This is a genomic window from Dictyobacter alpinus, assembly GCF_003967575.1.
Taxonomy (GTDB): Bacteria; Chloroflexota; Ktedonobacteria; order Ktedonobacterales; family Ktedonobacteraceae; genus Dictyobacter; species Dictyobacter alpinus.
Genome location: NZ_BIFT01000001.1, coordinates 4778232 through 4794569, shown reverse-complemented (window position 1 = coordinate 4794569; position 16338 = coordinate 4778232). Strand labels below are relative to the sequence as shown.

Here is a 16338-nt window from a genome sequence, read left to right as displayed (position 1 = left end):
TTACGATACTAACTTCCGCTTACTATTCAGGTAATCAACCAGGAGATATTCCCCCAGGTTGTCTTTGTCCGTGTAAAAGGTACGGCCACGATTGAGCTCGGCCAGCTGGTTAACAAAGGCGAGCATGTAGCTATCATCATAGAGCATGAAGGTGTTGATGGTAATACCTTCACGGGTACAGCGCTGGGCCTCCAACAGGGTCTGCTGTTCAGCCAAAGGACTCGGGTAGGAGAATTGCCAGCCGTATTCTTCCTCGTGCCAGACGGTGGGACCACCATCGGTGATCATGATGATCTGCTTGTTGGTGCCGCGCTGCCTGGCGAGCAACTGCCGGGACAACATCAGACCATGGGCCATGTTGGTGCCACGATCGTTGTCGTAACGACTCAGATCCATCAGTTCGTTGGATTTGTATTCACGAGCCATGAATGAGAAGCCAACGATGTACAGGTTATCACGTGGGAACTGCGAACGGATCAGGCTCTCCAGTGCTACCGCGACCTTTTTGGCCGCCTGTTGACAGCCATTATACACCATACTCAGACTCATATCGATCATCAGGACCGTTGAGGACTGTGTGGTGAACTCGGTACGGTAGACCTCGAAGTCTTCCTTTTGCAGCTGCACAGGAGTTCCGACGCCGTTGCGATGAATACCATTCATCAAGGTCTGTTCCAGGTCGAGCAGGAAGGCATCACCGAATTGGTAGGGTTTACTCTCATCGGTACGCTCGCCACCCACACCACGGAAGGCACTAACATGGCGCCCGAAGCCGTCACGTTTCATCTTATTAAAGATATCCAGCAACGCCTTCTGGCCAATCTTGCGGATGCCACGGGCCGTTAATTCCCAGCGGCTCCCCTTTTTCTGAATATAGCCCGCCTCCTCAAGGGTCTTCATCAGTTCCTTGAGTTGTTCGACCGACTGATACTCATCATCGCCCAGTAGATCCTTGACCTTCTCACTATCGATGGCTTCGAGATTCTCAAGGCGGCGCGCCTCCTGAAACTGCTCCTCAAGGCCATCCATCTGTTGTAGACGACCCATCATGCGCATAGCTTCATTCAGTGGCAGCGTCTCATCACCACGGAAACGGAAACGGGTACGCATCTGCTCGGAAGGCGCGATCGCCTCCAGATTCTGCGCCAGCTCCATCAGATCCACGCGGATCCGATCATCGCCCATCATCTGCTCCATCAGATCCTGGAGCTCCTGGCGCTGATCGGGCGAAAGATTATCCATGATGCCCTGCATGGCCGCCGACTGCATCTGCATCTGCTCGATCAGATCATCCAGCGAATTCACGCCCGGAAAATACTGACCATGCTTCTGCATAAACGAGTCGAAATCAGGCTCAAGGCCCTCGCGACGCTCGCGCAGCATCTTATTGAGGTCCCGAATCATCTCACGCATATTCGCAACATCCTCAGGACTCATATTCTGCAACGACTGCTGCATGCCCTGAAAATATTGCTGCATCATCTGCTGCTGCAAACTCTGCACCAGCTCATTGAATTTGTCGCGTGCCTCTTGATCCATAAAATCATAGTCAGAGAGGCCCTTGATCTGGCCCGGAACATCCTGTGGCAGGCCATCCAGAAAATCTTGCTTACGCTTGGCAATCATTTCCAGCATGCGCTGCTTCTGCTCAGGCGTCAGGCCATCCGCATCACCGCCCTGGCCCTGTTGTTGACCAGATTGGCCTTGCTGGCCTTCTTGACCCTGTTGACCAGATTGGCCTTGCTGGCCCTGAGGCTGTTGGCCTTCCTGACCCTGCTGACCCTGAGGCTGTTGGCCAGATTGGCCTTGCTGGTCCTGAGGCTGCTGGCCTGATTGATTTTCGTCGGATGATGGTTGTTTGCCATCGAGACGTTGCTGGATGCCATTGCGCTCCATCTGCTTGATCTCTTCAAGCTTCTCACGCAGGTCATCCATGACGCCCGAGGCCATGTTATAACGATTGAGCTGCTCTTTGCGACTATTGCGCATGCGCTCCATCATTTCGCGCAGGCCCATGGCACGCTTCCCATCCTGGCCCTTGATGCCGTCCTGCATCAAGCGCTTGAGCGCCTGCTGCAGGTTGCCATCTTCCATATAATCATCGGCCAATGCGTTGAGGATATCATCCGCATCTACGCCGTCGATCTTCTGCGTGCCATCCCAGCGTGTGTAGCCAAAGCGATTACGATTAAAACGGTTGAACATGGTACGCATCCTTTAGCGCCGATAGCGAGTCTTACCACCTACTTCATCCTTATTGAGACGACGGTTAAGATGGAGCCCTTCGAGGATAAACTCGATGGTTGAGGCGATCAGTGCGGGATTACCACGGCCATTGAGCTTGTCGATCGCTTTACTCAAGCCACCAACCTTGGAGAGCTGCGTGACATACTCCATTGAGGGCATATCATTGCCGACCTGGACATTGAGGCCACGCTCAAAGCCCGCGACCAGCTGCTCAAATTCCTTGGGCTCAAAGTACTCACCAAAGACGCTCATGATCGCGCCATTGATCAACTTGCGCACCACGCGCTCCTCTTTGACATCACCAACGGCATCCAATTCGATCTTACCGCTGGTCGAAGCAATGATGGCATCCAGATCGCTGACACGTGGCACAACCTGACGCTCTTTGAGGCGCAGGGCACGGCGACTGGCATTACTGAGCACGTTCTCATAGTTGGCGACCGAGACACGCACACTGACACCGGAGCGCTGACTGATATCGTTGCTACGGCGGGCCAGATGCGTAATTTCCGCCACGATCTCCTTCATAAACTGAGGAACCGTAACATCCAGGCCATCGGTCAGCATCTTACTGCTCTCTTCCTCCATGATCGTAATCTCATGATCGATCGTCAGAGGATAGTGTGTACGAATCTCAGAACCCACGCGATCCTTCAAAGGAGTAATGATACGACCGCGATTGGTATAGTCCTCAGGGTTGGCACTGGCCACCACATAGACATCCAAAGGCAAGCGAATCTTATATCCACGGATCTGCACGTCACGCTCTTCCATAATATTGAGCAGACCAACCTGGATACGTTCCGCCAGATCCGGCAACTCATTAATACAAAAGATACCACGATTCGTACGAGGAATCATACCATAGTGAATGGTCAGTTCATCCGAAAGATAACGGCCTTCGGCCACACGAACCGGATCAACCTCACCCACCAGATCAGAGATCGTAATATCGGGGGTTGCCAATTTTTCACCATAGCGGCGATCCCGAGGAATCCACTCAATCTCTGTACGATCTCCAAATTCAGCAATTTTATCGCGACCGGCCTTACTAATAGGCTCAAACGGATCATCATTAATTTCACTGCCCGCGATCGCAGGCACATATTCATCTAAAAGATTGACCAGACTACGCGCGATACGCGTCTTAGCCTGTCCCCGCTCCCCCAGGAAAATGATATCTTGTCCTGAGAGGATCGCGTTTTCTATTTGAGGAATCACGGTATCCTCGTAGCCAATGATCCCTGGGAATAGCTCTTCTCCGTCACGAATCTTCTGGATCAAGTTTTTCCGCATTTCTTCTTTTACCGAAAGAACCTGATATCCAGTATCACGCAATTCTCCAAGAGTGCGCGGTCGAGTTGTGATGGTCATTCAGTTTACTGCTACCTTTCTTGGGGGGTTGGCTCGTGAGATGCATGTCTTGGATTGAGGGCGAGTAACCGATCCGGCATGATCCAACGGGACCAAAAACATGTGGAACCATACTTGATTCTACAGCCTGCATACCAAAAACGCAAGGGTTAGATGTGCCATGCACACTTTTTTTGCACTATTGTGCGCCGCCTGACGGCGGCGGGAAAGAATAAAAAGAGATTTTGGGGACACCCCAAACCCCGGCATGGGGACTGCCGTCCCCCTGCACCCCCTGCTATGCATTCGGGCGTGGATAATAAGAAACTTTGGGGACATTCCACCCTCCCCGCATGGGGACTGCCGTCTCCCGGCACCCCCTTCGGCCGGTGGGAACGCCCACCGGCCGAAGAGGGTGTTTATGGCGTTGGGAGGGGTTCGGGCATGTCTTGCATGCGGGATGGGAGGTGTTGGGGGACGCTGGTGACGATGATGCCGGGCCGGAAGAGGAGGGCGGCTTTGAGGCTGAGGGCGGTCTGGTTGTGCAGGATGTGCTCCCAGAGATGGCCGACGATAAATTCGGGTAGCAGGACGGTAAGCGTGTAGTCCGAGTAGAGTTCGTGGACGGTGTCGATGTAGGTGAGCAGGGGCCGCGTGAGTGAGCGGTATGGGGATTCGATGATGATGAGCTCGGTCTTTTCATCGACTCCGATGTTGGGTCGCCATTGCTTCCAGGCGGCTCGGACGCGTTGCTCGTCATCGCTGTCCATAGCGACGTGGACGGCGATCACGTTGTCGGTGATCGAGCGGGCATAGGAGAGGCTCTGGATGGAGACACGGTCCATACCAGCAATCGGAACGATGAAGAGGTGCTTGATGTCAGCTGGTCGGGCCGGGATGTTGGTGGTGCGTTCCCGCTCGACGCGCTTATAGTGGGCGTGGATGCCCATGAACATCAGGACTAATAAAGGAATCAGGATCACAACGATCCAGGCACCTGAAACAAATTTGGTGGAGGCAATGATGATGGCAACCAGGGCCGTGGTGAGGGCGCCGGTTCCGTTGATGATGGCACTGCGTAACCAGGATTTCTGCTCGGTACGTAAGCGCCACCAGTGGAGCACCATGCCGCTCTGCGAGAGCGTAAAGGATAGGAAGACGCCGACCGCGTAGAGGTCGATCAGGTGGTCAACGCTGCCGTCAAAGACGAGGAGCAGGATACTGGCCATGATGGCCAGGCTGACGATGCCGATCGAGAAGGCCAGGCGGTCGCCACGGAAAGCGAACTGGTGCGGCAAGAAGTTGTCACGCGCCAGTAGCGAGGCCAGACGCGGAAAGTCGGCATAGCTGGTATTAGCGGCCAGGGTCAGGATCAACAGGATGCCAAGCTGGAAGAGCGGAAAAAAGAAGGCCAGCGGTCCACTAAAGATGTGCGCCGCTAACTGGGCAATCACGGTCTGGGTACCGGATGGATCGGGCGCGATACCGTTGGTCAGGGTCAGGATCGTAATACCGCCAAACAACAAGCCAAGGATCGAAGCCATCCAGAACAGGGTCGTGCGGGCATTTTTGGCCTCGGGCTTCTTGAAGGCCGGCACGCCATTAGAGATGGCCTCAACACCGGTCATGGCCGAACAACCGGAGGCAAAGGCACGCAAGATCAGGAAGACCGAGATACCTTCAGTCGCGTGGACAGCCTGGTTGTTGATGGTATGGAACGAGGCAACCAGCGGCTGATGATGCAGGACAAAGGCTTCAAAGAGTCCGACCGCAATCATAAAGAAGGCGCTCACAATAAAGAAGTAGGTCGGGATAGCAAAGATCGAGCCAGATTCACGCACACCACGCAGGTTGACTACCGTAATGATAATGACCAGGCCAACATCCAGAAAGGCCTCCAGATGCGGCGCATTCAAGAAGTGGAAGAAGGGAATCGAGGACAGGTTCTGCACACCTGACGCCACAGAAACCGAGACGGTCAGCACATAATCAATTAAAAGAGCCGCCGCCGCGATCAGTCCTGCGTTGGTGCCAAGATTATCTTTGGCCACAATATATGAACCACCACCACCAGGATAGGCCGGAATGGTCTGGCTGTAAGAGACGGCCACGATGGCCAGCAAGACAATAATGGCGATACTGATGGGTAGGATCATATGCAGGGAGCTCAGACCCGCAAAGATCAGGATACCCATACAGGCTTCGGTGGCATAGGCCACGGACGAGATGGCGTCCGAGGAGAGCACTGCCAGAGCCTTGACTTTGGTCAGGCGTTCATGTTCGGCCTGCGAAGTCGCCAGTGGCGCACCAATTAAGGCACGCTTGGTATAAAACCAGATGCGGCTACCACCATGAGGTGGGGCCAGCATAGCATCCGTCGCCTTCAACAATCCAGGGCTAACGCTCTCCAAAGCTTTTCTACTGGGACGAATGGTACGAATACGTTCATGACTGGGATATTTGCTGCCCTTAATAACCTCGGTACGAGCAATGCGCGCAGGATCATCGCCATCGATGAAACCTTTGGACATTTGTGCTGATTGATTACCATTTTCTTCAGGGATGAGAATCTGTGAATCCCTTTGATCCATTGCTTTTGCTCTCCTATAATGCCAGAAGCGCGAGTGGACCTGCCACCCGCAGATAAATATCGATGCTCATTGATATTTCTTGTTCAGCTCGTCCTGACATAACTGATGCATTATATGGCATGGATTCTCAAGAAGGTCTAAAGAAAATACACAAATCCCTAAAAAAACACGCAAAGATTCCCTGTCAGGGATACACATCCCTATCAGGGTGATTTTAGCCTTAGACGTGCGAAAGATGCTCGTTGACCTGGATCGCAGCCACTTTTTGTGGACTACGTATACGCTTCACCCAGCAGCCCAGGCGGGCCGTGATGGCATGCCAGAAGCGTGGGCCGGCGCTCATCTGCACAAATAATAATGGGATACGGCTGGTGACCAGGAGCTGTTTCAGCTCACGCTCGTCCAGCAGGACCGTTTTATGGTTGCGCTGAAATAGTAAAAGCGCATCACAATCCATCTCACCGGCCATGGCCATCATGCTCTTAACCACGTCGGTGCTATAGAGCTCGATACACTCGATCGGCACCTGAAAACGTCTGGCCTTATGCTGTATCAGCGCCAGGAAATCCTGTGATTGTTCAATAAAACCCAGGCGTACATGCTTACCCGAGCCTGAGCACGAGCCCGAAGCGGTAATAGGGAGCGTCAGCCAGGAAATCACCACCAGGATCGCCCGTTCCTGTTGCGCCATGGCGAGAGCAAAATCGATCGCATTGCCATCAATACCATGGGTAAAGGGAAGTAACAAACGTCTCATCGAGAGCGTCCCCCACTCTAGTTCACAGTTTGTCTTGTTACTACAAAATCAATAGTCACTACTTCTACAAGAACATTTCGTTGCTACAACTCCATTCCATGCGAGCGTTTATTTATCTTTTTCGCTAACTATAGCCTGTCGCTTTAAAGGTACAAGATGGATATCAGCGTCCGGTGTTAGCCGGAGGATGCGGTTCGTGACCGAGCCATAGAGCAGCACTTCCAGGCGTGTATGGGCAGGCTGGCCGAGCACGATCTGGGTGACGTGGCGCTGCTTGACCAGATCGGCCAGGGTGCCGGCGATATCACTACTACTGCGCTGGATAACTTCCGCGCCCAGGTCCTCGGCCAGCAGGGCATGCTCATCAAGCTTCTTGCGCATCTCTTCCTCGCGTAGCCGGACATCCGCGCCGTATTTCAGGTAAGCGATACAGCGGCGCAGGAACGCGGGATAGCCGGTTAGCTGGATCGAGACCGCGATAAAATCGGCGTGTAAACCGTGGGCCAGGCGCCAGGCATCGCGGATAATCACGCGACTCTGCGGACGATGATCAAAGCCGACCAGCACACACTCACTGGTGGGCCACTGCGACTTGATATCGTGCTCGGTCATATACTGCTGAAGCTGCGACTCCGCCTTATTCGCTGTCTGACGCAGCGCCAGTTCACGCAAGGCCGTCAGGTTACCCTCACGGAAAAAATTATTGAGCGCCGGCTCAATGCGTTCCGGCGGATAAATATTACCATGCTTCATACGCTGGCGCAAAGCATAGGGCGCGATATCGATCAGCTCAACCTCATCAGCCTGATCCAGAATACGATCCGGCAAGGTCTCACGCACCTGGACACCGGTAATGCTCGCCACCAGATCATTCAGGCTCTCAAGATGCTGCACATTCAGCGTAGAGACCACATCGATGCCCGCATCCAGAATATCCATGACATCCTGATAGCGCTTGGGATGTTTTGAGCCCGCCACATTCGTGTGGGCCAGTTCATCGACCAGCACAATCTGCGGATGGCGCGCAATAATGGCGGCGGTATCCATCTCCTTGAGTTTCACCCCACGATACTCCAGGATCTGCGGTGGGACAATCTCAAGATCCTTCAACTGAGCCTGCGTCTGCTCACGCTGATGGGTCTCCACATAGCCCACCACCACATCCGACCCCCGCTCCTTGCGGCGATGGCCCTCATTCAACATCGCATAGGTCTTCCCCACACCGGCGGCCGCCCCCAGATAGACCCGCAAGCGGCCCCGGCGCGGCTTACTATAGAGATCCTGAGAATTTTCCGTCTCTACATCCCGGTCCCGCAAATTATAACGTGCCAGCAAAGCCTCAGGATCCGGACGTCCATCTGCCTGCACCTGCTTTTCCGGATGTTGACTTGCCATGATTACCCTATCCCCTCGTAACAGCGAGTAGCGGCAGGTCTTGCACCTGCAACCTGTTCACGTACGTAATGTCCTGCAAACACGTTATCGTGCGAAGGCAAACCCATTTGCGTAGCTTATGTGCCTACCTGATCGTACGTCTACAGGTCGCAGGTACAAGACCTGCCGCTACTCGCTGTTATCTCAACAAGGCCCGAAGCTACTTTTTGGCGGCATCGAGGGCAAGGTTGAGGTCGAAGACATTGATGTGGTCTTCGCCAAAGATACCCAGGAAGCGGCCTTGTACATGATCCATTACAATTTTCTTGACATCATTCTGACTCATATTACGCTCTTTGGCAATGCGCGGAACCTGGAAGAGTCCCGCCGCCACCGAGATGTCGGGGTCGAGGCCAGAGCCAGAGGTGGTCACCAGATCGACCGGGACAGGGGTGCCGGGATTCTCTTTTTGGAGATCCTTAGTGCTCTGTTTAACTCTATCGATCAAGGTCGCGTTGGTTGGTCCCAGGTTGGAGGCCGCCGAGTTCTGGGCATTGTATGGCTGGCTCTTGGTTGAGTCCGTCTCCGAGACAGTCGCAGACGGACGACCATGAAAGTACCGCGCCGAGGTCCAGTATTGTCCAATGATGTCGGAACCAATCTGCTTACCATCCGAGGTCGTATGGATACTGCCATTGGCCTGATAAGGAAAGATTAATTGGGATAAGCCGGTCACAACCCCAGGATAGATAAAGCCGGTCAGGACGGTCAGGAGCAGCGTCAATACGATGGCTGGCCGAATGTTTTTTTGCAGAGTCTTCATGATATATTCTTCTCCATCCACACTAAGCCAGATGTAATATGACTAGCAGGAGGTCAATGAGTTTAATGCCGACAAAGGGAACGATCAAACCACCTAATCCATAGATCAACAGATTGCGCCTCAGTAGCGGTCCGGCTCCCAATGGACGATAGGCGACACCACGCAGGGCCAGCGGGACCAGGGCGATGATGATCAGGGCGTTAAAGATAACGGCCGAGAGGATCGCGCTATGTGGTGTGGCCAGGTGCATGATGTTGAGCGCCTCCAACTGGGGGAACGCTACCATAAACATGGCCGGGATAATCGCAAAGTATTTAGCAACATCATTGGCGATACTGAAGGTGGTCAGCGCCCCACGCGTCATCAGGAGCTGTTTACCAACCTCAACCACCTCAATCAACTTGGTCGGATTCGAGTCCAGGTCAACCATATTGGCAGCCTCTTTAGCCGCCTGGGTACCGGTATTCATGGCTACACCGACATCTGCTTGCGCCAGCGCGGGAGCATCATTGGTACCGTCTCCGGTCATCGCCACCAGGCGGCCACCGGCCTGCTGCTCCTTGATCAAGCTCATCTTGGTCTCAGGTGTGGCCTGGGCCAGGAAATCATCGACGCCAGCCTCACGAGCAATCGCGGCTGCGGTCAGGGGATTATCACCCGTGATCATCACGGTGCGAATACCCATCTTACGCAACTGGTCGAAACGCTCACGCATACCACCTTTGACGATATCCTTCAGCTCAATCACACCCAGCACCCGGGCATCCTGGTGGCTACCATCCTGACCCTGGACATGGGTCTCAGCCACGACCAGCGGTGTACTACCACTACTGGCAATCGTGGTCACTAACTTCTCCAGTTCCTCACCAACGCTACCGCCGGCCTCCTGTACATAGGTCTTGACCGAGTCGGCCGCGCCCTTGCGTACTTTATAGAGAGAGCCATCGGCATGGCCGTTCAGATCAACACCACTCATACGCGTCTGGGCCGAGAAAGGCACAAAGGTCGCGTTCTCAGCGGCCTCATCATGCAAGCCATAGCGCTCATTGGCCAGGACTACAATCGAGCGTCCTTCAGGTGTCTCGTCGGCCAGACTGGAGAGCAGTGCGGCCTGCGCCAGGGATTTCTCTTCGACGCCTTGCAGCGGTACGAAGCGGCTGGCCATACGGTTACCTAACGTGATCGTGCCGGTCTTGTCCAGCAGCAGGACATCTACGTCACCGGCCGCCTCAACGGCGCGACCACTCATCGCCAGCACATTACGCTGTACCATGCGGTCCATACCCGCGATACCGATCGCGGAGAGCAGGCCACCAATCGTGGTCGGGATCAGACAGACCAGCAGGGCCACCAGCGTCGTGATCGAGACCGGATTCTTCGAGTAGATCGCGAATGGTTCCAGCGTCACGACGGCCAGTAGGAAGATAATCGTCAGGCTGGCCAGCAGGATATTCAGCGCAATCTCGTTTGGCGTCTTCTGACGAGCCGCACCCTCGACCAGCGCAATCATGCGGTCCAGAAAGGTCTCACCAGGATTGGCACTAATCTGTACCACCACCCAGTCCGAAAGGACACGGGTACCACCGGTTACCGCGCTGCGATCACCGCCGCTCTCACGGATCACCGGAGCAGACTCACCGGTGATCGCCGACTCATCGACCGAGGCCACACCCTCGACGACATCACCATCACCCGGAATAACATCACCGGCCTCAACCAGGACCAGATCGCCCTTGCGCAGATCTGGCGCGGCCACCTCCTCGTAGTCCTCCCGACGATTTTGCTGCTTCAAGCGTTTAGCCTGCGTGGTTGTACGCGTCTTACGCAACGCATCCGCCTGAGCCTTACCACGACCCTCGGCCATCGCCTCAGCGAAATTGGCAAAGATCACCGTAAACCAGAGCCAGACCGCGACACCAAACACAAAGAACGCCTCACTGGCAGGGCCCGTAATCAGGTAGCGCACAAACTCTACCGTCGTAATCACACTACCAATCTCAACCACAAACATCACAGGATTCTTCAACTGCCAGCGTAGATCCAGCTTCCTTAAGGAGTCCAGCAGCGCACGGCGCAAAATGGGTCCATTGAAGATAGAATTGTCGCTTTTGCGGCGTGTCTTCCAGGACTTTGTCTCTAAGGTATCAGTACTCATCGCGTTAAAATCTCTTTCCTGCCAGCATCAACAGATGTTCAACCACTGGACCCAACGCATAGGCTGGGAAGTAGGTCAGGGCACCTACAATCAAAATCACACCGATCAGCAAGACCACGAACAGGGGTCCGGTCGTCGGGAACGTACCGGCGTTGACTGGTACAACCTTCTTCTTGACCAGCGCACCCGCCAGAGCCATCACCGGCACCACGAAGGCAAAGCGTCCAAACAACATCGCGATCGCCAGCGTCCAGTTATAAAATGGCGTATTGGCACTCAAGCCAGCAAAAGCCGAGCCGTTGTTACCAGTTCCGGATGTGTAGGCATACAGTATTTCAGACAGACCGTGTGGCCCTGAATTCAGGATCGAACCTGTGCCGGCAGGAATAACCGTGGCGATGGCGGTAAAGCCCAGGATCAACGCAGGCAAGATCAGGATTGCCAGCGCGGCCATCTTCATCTCTTTTTGCTCGATCTTCTTACCAAGGTATTCAGGCGTCCGGCCAACCATCAGTCCGGCGATAAAGACGGCCAGGACCGCGAAGATCAACATACCGTAGAGGCCAGAACCAACACCACCAAAGATGATTTCACCCAGCGCAATATTCAACATCGGCACCATGCCGCCGATCGGCGTAAAACTATCAAAGAAACCATTGACCGCACCACAGGATGCATCGGTCGTGATCGTACTAAAGAGCGCCGTCTGGGTGATCCCGAAACGTACCTCTTTCCCCTCCATATTGCCACCAGCCTGATACTGTGTCACCGCCTGGTTGGCACCCGCCTGTGTCAGGAAAGGATTGCCAGACTGCTCGGCTGGCAGAATAACAAAGACACCGATCAAGAACAGGATCGCCATCGCGGACCAGATGGCCCAACCCTGCTTTGTGTTACCAGCCATCTTGCCGAACACATAGGTCAGGGCCGCCGGAATAGCGAAGATGGCCAGCATCTCCAGCATATTAGTAATCACATTTGGATTCTCAAAAGGATGGGCCGAGTTCGCATTAAAGAAACCGCCACCGTTGGTACCCAGTTCCTTAATAATCTCCTGCGAGGCCACCGGGCCCTGCGCGATTACCTGCTTGACACCTTCCAGCGTCACGACCTGAGTATAGGCATTAAAGTTCTGCACCACACCCTGCGAAACCAGGACGAGCGCACCAATAATCGAGATCGGCAACAGAATATAGAGGATACAACGTGTCACATCAACCCAGAAATTGCCCAGATGTTGCGCGCTACGGCGGGTCAGGCCGCGCACAAAGGCCAGTGCCAGCGCGATACCGGTCGCAGCTGAAACAAAGTTATGGAAAGCCAGGCCAGCCATCTGTGTCAGATAGCTCATCGTCTGCTCGCCAGTATAAGCCTGCCAGTTCGTATTCGTAGTAAAACTGGCCGCCGTATTAAAAGCCAGCTGCGGCTCCACCGCACCTAAGCCCTGCGGATTGAACAGTGATCCATGCCACTGTTGTGTGCGCTCAAACAAAAAGAGCAACAACATGCCCGCCAGACTAAACAACAACATCGAAACAACATAGCCAGTCCACTTCTGCTCCTCAGCGGCATCCACTCCAGACAGCCGATAAAACAGCCGCTCAACCGGAGCAAAAACGGGGGTCAACCAGGTCTTCTCACCCGCAAACACCCGGGTCAGATAGAGTCCCAGGGGTTTAGTAATCAACAACAGGATTACCAGGTAGATCAGAATCTGAATGACGCTATTTGGCGTAATAGGCATCTCTCTTCCTCGATTTCAAAAGCTATAAAGAATGCAGAATATTAGAACTTTTCAGGTGCCAGCAAGGCAACAATCAGGTAAACCAGAATGGCCAGGGTCACAATCCCGACCAATATATACTCAATGGGCGTATTCATCGTGCGAACTCCTACAAACGTTCACAGGCGGCGGTAAAACCAATGCACAAAACAAAAAATGCAATGCTCACCAGAATAATTAAGATATCAAGCATGAAAACTCTCCTCTCCAGCGCAATTCTGGCGCCGGATCGCAGCTTCCGCTGCCAGCCGTAGTACCGCCTCCATCGGAAACGGTTTAGGCAAGTACGCAAGAGTATGAAACTCAGCCAGGCGCACAGGACTGACGCGGACCGCGGAAAGCACCACCACCGGTAACTTCCCCTCTAAGCCAGCATTCTGCCAGGCACACCCCGCCGCATCACTCTGAATAGCCCGCAAGATATCCCAGCCCGTCTGATCCGGCAAATTGATATCCAGCAATATAAGATCCATTGGCTGAGTGTGCAGATAATGAAGAGCGCGCTGCCCATCGGGCGCACTGAACACCTCATGTCCACGCGCCAGCAGATTACGCTCAACCACATTCCGCAGAACATCATCGTCCTCAACCAACAGAATTCGTGCTCCAGCCATACCAGCAACACCCTTTTTTACTAAGCTATCCAGAACTTTTTTTCATTTCTCATCACCACCAAAATATACCCCACTCTAGCTCAACACGTTGTAAAGAGAAGAAAGCTACTCCTCAATATATGCTCAAGAAAATTCAAGCTCCTTTTCCTCATACACGTTCCAGGATAACGCGGCACCAATAACCATGATTCGTGTAGGCGCCACAGCACTGCAAGTCGTTCATGCACGCTGGCCCACGAAAACGCAGCAGTGCGGCCTTGCGTGTGGCGCCCACTCGACGTACACTCAGCACCAATCATGGATAGCGATCCTGTTCGCTATGGGACGGCGTGAAAAGCGAGCCGAGCGTACGCCGAGTGGGCGCCACACGCAAGGCCGGCATGCGGCTTAATCAAGGGCGGGACGTGCATGAAAGCATCGCATGCCTGTGGCGCCTACACTCGTCATATTTCGTGATCAGGTTCGTCCAAGAACGGGGATAATGGGACGTTTTAAGATAACTCCCCATCCCACGGCAACGTTAGCGCGGGGTTGATTGCTGCCCTGGCGGACCCTGAGGTTGGGTTGGACCAGGGCAGTGATGGGTGGACTAGTGTGGGTTGACGAGGGATAGGGCGAGCGATTTAGCTACGGCCTGGGTGCGGCTCTGGACACCGAGTTTGTTGCAGATGTTGGAGACGTGCTTTTTGACGGTGCCTTCGCTGAGTATGAGGTTCTGGGCGATGTCGCGGTTGGAGGCGCCATTGACCAGGAGATGGAGGACGTCGCGTTCGCGTCTGGTGAGATTTTCTGGCATGTCCTGGGGTTTGGGTTGGCGTGGCAGCTGTGGCTCGTTACTAACACGGCTCTCTTCGCTGGTCGGTTGTTGCTCCCTGAGGAGTGCGGGCGAGACAAGTTGGAGGGTTAGCGGCGCTTCAGGGCGAGCTGGCCGATGGATGTCCTGCTGAGCATACCAGCTACTGACACGTTGTTGTAGGTCGGTTAGCAGGGCGGGCCGAGTACGCCGGAGTTGCTGGTAGAGTGCGTTTCTGAGTAACTGGGGATATTGATAGCTGTGCTCTTGCTTGTCCTCACTGATCAAATTGAGCTGCAGCAACTGGTCAATCCAGGATTGGCCATCCTCTTTTTCACGCAGCGAGTTACATAACGAGGCGTTCAGCCGGTGCGCAATGCTGGTCTGTAACAAGAATTCCTGCAGCTCGTCGCTCTGTTTGAAGAGGATCTCTTCACAGATATAGTCCATGATGTAGCGGTTACGGGTAGTATTTGTCTGCTCACGGCTATCATACAGATCTTGTTCTTTGATATGCAGCGCGTACAACTGGATACCAGCGATCCAACCCTCGGTCTGGGCGGCGATGGCCGCGCAGGATTCCGCAGAGATTGCCAGTCCAGGCATTTTTTGGAGGAGTCGGGTTGTCTCCTCCGGTGTAAAGCGCAGGTTGGCATTGCGCAGCTCGGTGAGCGCGCCCTCGACCCGCAGGCGGGAGAGCGGAAAGGATGGGTTTGTGCGGCTGGCGATAATCAAGTGCAGTCTGACGGGCAGATGCTCCAGCATAAAGGTGAGTTGCTTTTTTAATTCGGTGGATTGAATACAATCGTAGTTATCGAGAATCAGTACGCTATCTGTCGTGATCTGCTGGCAGGCGCTTAGCAGTAACTTGAGAAACTGCTCATCCTGTACATCATGCATGTGACGGATACGAGTCAGGATCTCATCAAATGTGCCGGCATGGGCTATGTTCAGCGCCGTCAGCAGATGGGTCCAGAAGTCGCGCGGCTCATTATCATGGATATCCAGCGAGACCCAGGCCAGCGGCCAATTGGGCGCATACTTGCTGCTACACCAACTACTAAGCAAGCTCGTCTTGCCCCAACCGGCGGCCGCCGAGAGTAATACCAGTTTTCCCTTTACGCCCGCCGTGATGCGCTGGAGAAGCTGTGGGCGCTCAATCGACTCGATTGCCGAACGTGGAATAGAGAATTTCTCATCCAGGACCGGACTGTGCAGGGGCGTGGTCGGCTTTTTATCGGCCGGTAGCTTGACTTCTTTGAGCGCAAGGACAGAGGCCGCATGTGCCAGTCGATCCTTCGTCAACTCCTTTGGCCGACCCAGATACGTCTTCAAAACCTGGCCGGCACGCTTACGATAGGCATACCAATACCACCCGCGCCGCTGACGCTCCTGGCGGGCCGTAAACGTACCACCGGCATGCTTAAAAGAGAAAGATGGATGCAGCCCATCGGCCAACCAGGCATACCAATCAGGCGAACCAACAAAAACAGTCTGAGTGGCGCTACTCATCTGATCTGGTATATATAAATATTCGTCAACGACGACTGGAATATGTTTGCGAATCGTGGGCATCATCCTCTCCTCTTTCTCCATCGAAATGAAAAGTACGTGTCCCATAAATGTACCTGATCAAGGCCCTCCCCTGCATCCGCGAAAAAACGTACTTTTGGGCCGTGCCCGGCACAATCTCAACAATGACCCGCCACGGAGCGTACGCACAATGGCTGATACAACGTTGAACTGACACCGTTGAGCCGCTCACTCGGCATCTATGTGCATATAAGGGGAGGGTGGACGGAGATGGTCGCTGAGCTAGACGTGGTGGGAGGTGAGCTCGTGGTGTGT

Annotated in this window: 11 protein-coding genes; all 11 read right to left on the bottom strand. The window is 54.2% G+C overall.

Annotated elements, in window-relative coordinates:
* Positions 1-2205 (bottom strand): vWA domain-containing protein, encoded by a 2205-nt coding sequence (locus EL633_RS18945; RefSeq protein WP_126628684.1) that lies wholly within the window; start codon positions 2203-2205, stop codon positions 1-3.
* A 12-nt stretch (positions 2206-2217) separates the two neighbouring features.
* Positions 2218-3621, bottom strand: a complete 1404-nt coding sequence (locus EL633_RS18940; RefSeq protein WP_126628683.1) for a sigma 54-interacting transcriptional regulator — start codon at positions 3619-3621, stop codon at positions 2218-2220.
* A 398-nt stretch (positions 3622-4019) separates the two neighbouring features.
* Complete coding sequence (locus EL633_RS18935) at positions 4020-6191, bottom strand: APC family permease (protein ID WP_246039170.1); 2172 nt, start codon at positions 6189-6191, stop codon at positions 4020-4022.
* 220 nt (positions 6192-6411) lie between these two features.
* Positions 6412-6948, bottom strand: a complete 537-nt coding sequence (locus tag EL633_RS18930; protein ID WP_126628682.1) for a putative universal stress family protein — start codon at positions 6946-6948, stop codon at positions 6412-6414.
* 108 nt (positions 6949-7056) lie between these two features.
* Complete coding sequence (locus EL633_RS18925; RefSeq protein ID WP_126628681.1) at positions 7057-8343, bottom strand: universal stress protein; 1287 nt, start codon at positions 8341-8343, stop codon at positions 7057-7059.
* Between the two features lie 199 nt (positions 8344-8542).
* The gene (kdpC, locus tag EL633_RS18920) at positions 8543-9136 is read right to left on the bottom strand and encodes a potassium-transporting ATPase subunit KdpC (RefSeq protein ID WP_161982338.1); all 594 of its coding nucleotides are present in this window, start codon (positions 9134-9136) and stop codon (positions 8543-8545) included.
* A 31-nt stretch (positions 9137-9167) separates the two neighbouring features.
* The gene (kdpB, locus tag EL633_RS18915) at positions 9168-11300 is read right to left on the bottom strand and encodes a potassium-transporting ATPase subunit KdpB (protein WP_126628679.1); all 2133 of its coding nucleotides are present in this window, start codon (positions 11298-11300) and stop codon (positions 9168-9170) included.
* A 4-nt stretch (positions 11301-11304) separates the two neighbouring features.
* Positions 11305-13044, bottom strand: coding sequence for a potassium-transporting ATPase subunit KdpA (gene kdpA, locus EL633_RS18910; protein WP_174845170.1), 1740 nt, complete (start codon positions 13042-13044; stop codon positions 11305-11307).
* Positions 13045-13085: 41 nt separating this feature from the next.
* Positions 13086-13181, bottom strand: coding sequence for a potassium-transporting ATPase subunit F (locus EL633_RS18905; RefSeq protein WP_126628678.1), 96 nt, complete (start codon positions 13179-13181; stop codon positions 13086-13088).
* Between the two features lie 87 nt (positions 13182-13268).
* A complete protein-coding gene (locus EL633_RS18900; RefSeq protein ID WP_126628677.1) occupies positions 13269-13697 on the bottom strand; it encodes a response regulator in 429 nt (142 codons plus the stop codon).
* A gap of 589 nt (positions 13698-14286) precedes the next feature.
* A complete protein-coding gene (locus EL633_RS37855) occupies positions 14287-16068 on the bottom strand; it encodes a helix-turn-helix transcriptional regulator (RefSeq protein ID WP_281275897.1) in 1782 nt (593 codons plus the stop codon).
* Positions 16069-16338 lie beyond the last annotated feature (270 nt).

Excerpts from the sequence above, each read along its gene's own strand:
- EL633_RS18930 (WP_126628682.1), bottom strand. The coding sequence starts at position 6,948 with ATGAGACGTTTGTTACTTCCCTTTACCCATGGTATTGATGGCAATGCG.
- kdpA (WP_174845170.1), bottom strand. The coding sequence starts at position 13,044 with ATGCCTATTACGCCAAATAGCGTCATTCAGATTCTGATCTACCTGGTA.
- EL633_RS18940 (WP_126628683.1), bottom strand. The coding sequence starts at position 3,621 with ATGACCATCACAACTCGACCGCGCACTCTTGGAGAATTGCGTGATACT.
- EL633_RS18900 (WP_126628677.1), bottom strand. The coding sequence starts at position 13,697 with ATGGCTGGAGCACGAATTCTGTTGGTTGAGGACGATGATGTTCTGCGG.
- EL633_RS37855 (WP_281275897.1), bottom strand. The coding sequence starts at position 16,068 with ATGATGCCCACGATTCGCAAACATATTCCAGTCGTCGTTGACGAATAT.
- EL633_RS18945 (WP_126628684.1), bottom strand. The coding sequence starts at position 2,205 with ATGTTCAACCGTTTTAATCGTAATCGCTTTGGCTACACACGCTGGGAT.
- EL633_RS18905 (WP_126628678.1), bottom strand. The coding sequence starts at position 13,181 with ATGAATACGCCCATTGAGTATATATTGGTCGGGATTGTGACCCTGGCC.
- EL633_RS18925 (WP_126628681.1), bottom strand. The coding sequence starts at position 8,343 with ATGGCAAGTCAACATCCGGAAAAGCAGGTGCAGGCAGATGGACGTCCG.
- kdpB (WP_126628679.1), bottom strand. The coding sequence starts at position 11,300 with ATGAGTACTGATACCTTAGAGACAAAGTCCTGGAAGACACGCCGCAAA.
- EL633_RS18935 (WP_246039170.1), bottom strand. The coding sequence starts at position 6,191 with ATGGATCAAAGGGATTCACAGATTCTCATCCCTGAAGAAAATGGTAAT.